This is a genomic window from Psychrobacter sp. AOP7-B1-25 (genome assembly GCF_052376195.1).
GTDB lineage: Bacteria > Pseudomonadota > Gammaproteobacteria > Pseudomonadales > Moraxellaceae > Psychrobacter.
The window spans coordinates 1-915 of sequence record NZ_JBQSVK010000044.1 but is presented as its reverse complement, the minus strand read 5'-3'; the positions used below and the strand labels follow the sequence as shown (position 1 = coordinate 915).

The window sequence follows — 915 nt, the reverse complement described above, 5'->3', positions numbered from 1 at the left end:
TATAGTCACTGCACTACAAAAGAGTTATGTTTTGGATGAATATCATAAAACAATTTAGATAAGTCATTTTCCATCCAACCTTGGCGTAAAAACTTCACTTGAGCCCACTTTTTCTCGATGGGATTTAAGTCAGGACTATAAGGAGGTAAGAATAATAGCCTGTGACCATGCCTGTTAAGCAGCTTTTGAACGCGCTTATGAAAGGCTGCATTATCCATAACGATTACACATTTTCTCTTAAGCTTTGGTATCAGCGTGAACTTGCACCAGTGATAGAAAATCTTTTTATTAATGTTGGTCTTTAAGCAATTGAGTGCAAACAGCGTTTTGCCATATAGTGCACCAATGACGTTGGTTCGATCTTTGGCTTGCCAATTGTAACTGCCAATGCAGGGGCTACCAATGGGTGCATAACCACAAGGACGCATCGTTTCACTCTCAAACCCACTTTCGTCCATATAGACAATAGCAAAGCCTTGAGCAATGTAGTGGTTAAGCTTGGCTAGATAAGTCGCTCTTTTCACAGGACAGGCTTTGGGATGCTCAAGTGTCTTTTTTTTTGCTAACACCAATACGCTTTAAGGCTTTACTGATGCCTGTTGGGCTACAATCAAAACGCTGTGCTCGCTCATAGTGATAATCGTCAGGGTGGTCTTTGACATCTTGAGCTAAGGCTTCATCCTCTATTTTGTAGGGCTTAATATATCGAGTGGTTTTACTATGAAGACGCTTTTTCCACTTCTGGATAGTCGTTGGACTGATATCATAGAAAACAGCAGCTTCAGCAAAGGTCATGCCCTCATCTAAGCTTTTTAAGACTTGTTTGCGATAATCTAGGGAGTAAGTCATGGTTATTTATTGTGGTAATCGTTTAGTTGATTTATTTTATAACATTTTTGTGGTCAGGTGACTATA

Annotated in this window: 2 protein-coding genes; both read right to left on the bottom strand. The window is 39.7% G+C overall.

The genetic code is table 11. The annotated features are described in order from the left end of the window. Window positions 1–5: 5 nt before the first annotated feature. Window positions 6–569, bottom strand: a complete 564-nt coding sequence (locus tag ACT3QR_RS13900) for a transposase (RefSeq protein WP_198015433.1) — start codon at window positions 567–569, stop codon at window positions 6–8. Continuing rightward, window positions 544–849, bottom strand: a complete 306-nt coding sequence (locus tag ACT3QR_RS13895) for an IS630 transposase-related protein (protein WP_075103765.1) — start codon at window positions 847–849, stop codon at window positions 544–546. The genes ACT3QR_RS13900 and ACT3QR_RS13895 overlap by 26 nt, the downstream gene beginning before the upstream one ends. Window positions 850–915 lie beyond the last annotated feature (66 nt).